Annotated in this window: 5 protein-coding genes; 3 read left to right on the plus strand and 2 right to left on the minus strand. The window is 64.2% G+C overall.

The genetic code is table 11. The annotated features are described in order from the left end of the window. Together ACILRA_RS19600 and ACILRA_RS19605 are read right to left on the minus strand one after the other, a co-directional pair. On the minus strand, nt 1-505 hold a 505-nt coding region (locus tag ACILRA_RS19600; RefSeq protein WP_395663739.1), incomplete at its 3' end, for a tetratricopeptide repeat protein. Nucleotides 506-588: 83 nt separating this feature from the next. After that, the gene (locus tag ACILRA_RS19605; protein WP_395663740.1) at nt 589-1191 is read right to left on the minus strand and encodes an amino acid synthesis family protein; all 603 of its coding nucleotides are present in this window, start codon (nt 1189-1191) and stop codon (nt 589-591) included. 131 nt (nt 1192-1322) lie between these two features. Between ACILRA_RS19605 and ACILRA_RS19610 the strand changes: the two genes are divergently transcribed. From ACILRA_RS19610 to ACILRA_RS19620, 3 genes are all read left to right on the plus strand, one after another. Continuing rightward, nucleotides 1323-2798, plus strand: coding sequence for an aldehyde dehydrogenase (locus ACILRA_RS19610; RefSeq protein WP_395663741.1), 1476 nt, complete (start codon nt 1323-1325; stop codon nt 2796-2798). Nucleotides 2799-2915: 117 nt separating this feature from the next. Continuing rightward, nucleotides 2916-4691, plus strand: coding sequence for a sulfoacetaldehyde acetyltransferase (gene xsc, locus ACILRA_RS19615; protein WP_395663742.1), 1776 nt, complete (start codon nt 2916-2918; stop codon nt 4689-4691). A gap of 80 nt (nt 4692-4771) precedes the next feature. Then, nucleotides 4772-5088 (plus strand): hypothetical protein (locus ACILRA_RS19620; RefSeq protein WP_395663743.1); only part of this gene is annotated, 317 nt, incomplete at its 3' end.

The following is a 5088-nucleotide window of genomic DNA, read 5'->3' on the forward strand; positions in this document are numbered from 1 at the left end:
CGGAGCAGAGGTCAAACCACATATAGGCGGCGATCGGGTCTGCCTTCACGCCGCGGCCCTTCCAGTAGCCGATGCCCGCTTCATACTGTGCCTGGGGTTCGCCCTGGTTTGCCGCCATCAGCAGCCAATTCATGCCGGCGGCCTCGTCCTTCTGTACGACGTCGCCGCCCTTGACCAGCCACCAGCCGAGCTTCAGCTGTGCTTCGGAGTGGCCATTCTTCGCGGCCTCGCCCCACCAATAGATGGCCTGGGCATTGTCCTGCTCGACGCCGTTGCGGTTCTCGCCTTTCTGGCCCCAGCTTCTCGGTCCATACATCTCGCCGATCAGGTAGGCGGCCTCGGCCTTGCCCTCCTTGGCGAAGGGCAGGAGGAGCGAAAGCGCCTGCCCATAATTCTCATCACGGAAGGCAGCCATCCCATCCTCGTAGGTACCCGCCCAGGCGGAGCCGTGTACAAGGCCGAGGATTGCGGCGGCCATCATGCTGGCCCGAAACTGCATCTTCATCGAGAAGTCCTTTCCCTTGCGGCATGTTTGCCGTGCATCCATTCATCTACGGCGGGCTGCGCGGTGGGGCAATAGCTGCCGCCTTATAACTTCGCTGGGTTCGAAACATCGGCGCCCAGCTCGCTCAAGTCCTGGTAGCGGTCGCCGATCCGGTGGTGCGGCCTCCCGCCGGTGGCGCCGCCGAGGGCAATGACGAGTTCATCGTCCGCGGGAGCATCGGCAATGGAGAACTGCACGGTCAGGTAGTGCGATCGCCTGCCGGTGTCGTTCTTGTCCATCAGCGGAATCTGGATCTGCGTGTTGGCCGGCCCGCGCGTGTTGGTAAACCCCAGGTAGCTTTTGGCGCCCACCGCCTCGCGGTAGAAGTTTCCGAAATGCAATGTGTGAATAAGGGCGGAAGCGTGCTCCAGCTCGCAGCCGAGGCCCGCGATTGCCGCCTTGCCATAGGCCTCGATCCTGTCGCCGCCGCCTGCCAGCGCGATGATCCGGTCAGTGAGGAGCTTGCCGAGCACCGGGGCGAAGGCCCGGATCTCGGGCTTCAGGTCATCGACATAACCGCGTCCCGCCCATGGGTTTTTCACCACGGCTGCGACCGCGAATTGCTTCAGCGGCGGCACCGCCTCGCGCTCGCCCTCCCAGCACAGGTCTTCCTCGAAGTTGATGAGCTTCCTGATCTTGATGTCCATCGCCGGGCCCCTTGCTGTGATGCGCCCTGATAGCGCCCGTGGCGCAACGGCGCCAGAGCACATCGGCAGTGTTCCCTATTCTCGAAACCATGTATCTGCGGGTTTCGGCAATACCGGGCAGGGGATGCGGAATGCAGCGCTATCGCATGTTGATCGACGGCAAATGGGTCGAAGCCGGGGATGGGAAAAGCTTCACGAGCCTGAACCCCGCGACCGGCGAGGCCTGGTGCGAAATTCCGGAAGCGACCGCGGAGGATGTGAACCGGGCGGTCGAGGCCGCGCACCGCGCCTTCAGCGAGGGCCCCTGGCAGCGCATGCTGCCAAGTGAGCGTGGCCGCCTGCTGCGCAGGCTGGCCGATCTGCTCGCCGCGAAGTCGGAAGAGCTCGGGCGCATCGAGACGGTCGACACCGGCAAGATCCTGAAGGAAACGCGCTGGCAGGCGAAATACATCGCCGAGTTCTATCATTTCTATGCCGGCGCCGCCGACAAGCTCCACGGCGAGACGCTGCCCATCGACAAGCCCGATATGCTGGCGATGACGCTGCGCGAGCCTCTGGGGGTCGTCGCGGCGATTGTGCCGTGGAACTCGCAGATCTTCCTGTCGGCCGTGAAGCTCGGCCCGGCACTCGCTGCGGGCAACACGGTGGTGCTGAAGGCGTCCGAGCACGCTTCGGCCCCGATGCTGGCGTTCGGCAGGCTGTTCGAGGAGGCGGGCTTTCCGCCGGGAGTCGTCAACATCGTGACGGGCCATGGCGACCCTTGCGGGCGGGTGCTCACATCGCATCCGCTGGTGCAGCGTATCAGCTTTACGGGCGGCCCGGGTTCGGCACGGCAGATCGTGCGGAACGCCGCGGAGAACTTTGCCGAGGTCTCGCTCGAACTCGGTGGCAAGTCGCCCTTCCTCGTCTTCGAGGACGCCGACCTCGAAAGCGCCGTTAACGGCGCAATCGCGGGCATCTTCGGCGCCACCGGCCAGAGTTGTGTCGCGGGCTCGCGCCTCTACCTCCACGATTCGATCGCCGATGGCTTCCTGGATATGATGGTGGCGCGTGCCAGGACGATCCGCATCGGCGATCCGCTGCTGGAGGAAACACAGATGGGACCGCTCGCCACCGAAGGCCAGCTTGCCCGCATCGAGGCCGAGGTTGCCCATGCGCAGGCGCAGGGCGGCAGGCTTCTCACCGGGGGAAACCGTCCAGCCGGTCTCAACCGTGGCTTTTACTACGAGCCGACCATCATCGACTGCCCCTCCCAGTCGCTTCGCATCCTCGATACCGAACTGTTCGGGCCTGTGCTGAGCGTTCTCCGCTTCACGGCGGAGGATGAGGCGCTGCGCATGGCGAACGACACGCGGCACGGGCTGGCGGCGGGGGTTTTCACCCGCAACACGGCGCGCGCCATGCGCATGTCGCGGCATCTCCGGGCGGGGATCGTGTGGGTCAATACCTACCGCGTCGTATCGCCCATCGCACCCTTCGGCGGCTACAAGGAATCGGGCTATGGGCGGGAGTCAGGCATGCAGGCGGTCTATGACTACACGCGCCCCAAGACGGTGTGGATCAACACCTCCGACGCGCCATTGGCCAACCCTTTCGTGATGCGGTAGATACCGCCGGACGTGGACCGCGGTGTCCCGGCCCTCTGGTTCTAGGCTGGAGCGCGCGCCTGGGGCTAGAAGCCGGTCAACGCCAGACGGCAACAGACTTCGTGAGGAACACCTACCATGCGCATGACCACCGAAGAGGCTTTCGTCAAGGTTCTCCAGATGCACGGCATCCAGCATGCCTTCGGCATCATCGGATCGGCCTTCATGCCAATCTCCGACCTGTTCCCCAAGGCCGGCATCACCTTCTGGGACTGCGCGCATGAGGGTTCGGGCGGCATGATGGCCGACGGCTACACCCGTGCATCCGGCAAGATGAGCATGATGATCGCCCAGAACGGACCGGGCATCACCAATTTCGTCACCCCCGTGAAGACCGCCTACTGGAACCACACGCCCCTGCTGCTGGTGACGCCGCAGGCCGCCAACCGCACCATCGGCCAGGGCGGATTCCAGGAAGTGGAGCAGATGGCCCTCTACAAGGACATGGTCTGCTACCAGGAAGAAGTGCGCGATCCCTCCCGCGTGGCGGAAGTGCTGAACCGCGTGATCATGAACGCCAAGCGCCTCTCGGCGCCCGCCCAGATCAACATGCCGCGCGATTACTGGACGCAGGTGATCGATATCGAACTTCCCGCCGCCGTCGGCTTCGAACTGCCGGGCGGGGGCGAGGAGGCGATCGCCGCCGCGGCTAAGCTTCTCTCCGAAGCCAAGTTCCCGGTGATCCTCAATGGTGCGGGAGTCGTGATTGGTGGCGGCATTCCGGCATCGAAGGCGCTGGCCGAACGGCTCACCGCGCCCGTCTGCGTGGGCTACCAGCACAATGACGCCTTCCCCGGTTCGCACCCGCTGTTTGCAGGCCCCCTGGGCTACAACGGCTCCAAGGCGGCGATGGAATTGATCAAGCAGGCGGACGTGGTGCTGGCACTCGGCACCCGCCTCAACCCGTTCTCGACGCTTCCCGGATACGGCCTCGACTATTGGCCGAAGGAGGCGAAGGTCATCCAGGTCGACATTAACCCCAACCGCATCGGCCTGACCAAGAAGGTGGCAGTCGGCATCGTGGGTGATGCGAAAAAGGTGGCCGAGGGCATTCTCGCCAAGCTCGCGCCATCCGCGGGCGATCAGGGCCGCGAGGAACGCAAGAACCTGATCGGCACGACCAAGTCGCGCTGGGCCCAGCAGCTCTCCTCCATGGACCACGAGGACGACGATCCGGGCACGAGCTGGAACGAGCGCGCCCGCAAGGCAAAGCCCGACTGGATGAGCCCCCGCATGGCGTGGCGTGCCATCGAGGCGGCGCTGCCGAAGGAGGCGATCATCTCCTCCGACATCGGCAACAACTGTGCCATCGGCAATGCCTATCCCAGTTTCGAGCAGGGCCGGAAATACCTGGCGCCCGGCCTGTTTGGACCGTGCGGCTATGGCCTTCCCTCGATTGTCGGCGCCAAGATCGGCTGCCCTGACACGCCGGTGGTTGGCTTCGCCGGTGACGGCGCCTTCGGCATCGCGGTCACGGAGCTGACCGCCATCGGCAGGCCGGAATGGCCGGCCATCACCATGGTGGTCTTCCGCAACTATCAGTGGGGTGCGGAAAAGCGCAACTCGACGCTCTGGTATGACGACAACTTCGTTGGCACCGAGCTCGATACCCAGGTGTCCTATGCCGCAATTGCCAAGGCTTGCGGGCTGCAGGGTGTCGTTGCCCGCACCATGGATGAGCTGCGCGATGCGCTGGCCAAGGCCGTCGAGGACCAGATGAAGCACAAGAAGACAACGCTCATCGAAGCCATGATCAACCAGGAACTGGGCGAGCCCTTCCGCCGTGACGCGATGAAGAAGCCGGTGGCGGTGGCCGGAATCGACGCCAAGGACATGCGTCCGCAAACGGTGTAGTAGGCCGTTCCGAAGGCCGGTCACGGTTTTGCTGCAATCACTTGGTGAGAGGCTTGCTGTGACCGGAAGGAACGACCGACATGGCGTCTGATTCGAATCGCGCCTGGCGCGACATCATCCTCCAGATGACGGCCAGCATCATGATCCCGCTGACCATCGCGGGCATGGGCCTCTACTACACGCGCTGGCAGCAGAACGTGAATGATCTCAAGACGATGATCGACCTTGTCAGCGACGACCGGGTGGAGCGGCAGAAGTATGGTGTCGCGATGTTCGAGTATCTCCTGAAGAACGACAAGGTTCCCGTGGAGTTCGTGGCAGCACAGCTCGAATACGCCAACAATGCATCCGACCCGCAGCTTCTCTCGGCCATGGAGCGCGCCCTCACCAAGGCGGC

Source organism: Aestuariivirga sp. (assembly GCF_044239095.1).
Classification (GTDB): domain Bacteria; phylum Pseudomonadota; class Alphaproteobacteria; order Rhizobiales; family Aestuariivirgaceae; genus Aestuariivirga.

What these genes read in the sequence shown, in the direction of transcription:
- ACILRA_RS19610 (WP_395663741.1), top strand. Translation starts at nt 1,323, where the DNA reads ATGCAGCGCTATCGCATGTTGATCGACGGCAAATGGGTCGAAGCCGGG.
- ACILRA_RS19605 (WP_395663740.1), bottom strand. Translation starts at nt 1,191, where the DNA reads ATGGACATCAAGATCAGGAAGCTCATCAACTTCGAGGAAGACCTGTGC.
- xsc (WP_395663742.1), top strand. Translation starts at nt 2,916, where the DNA reads ATGCGCATGACCACCGAAGAGGCTTTCGTCAAGGTTCTCCAGATGCAC.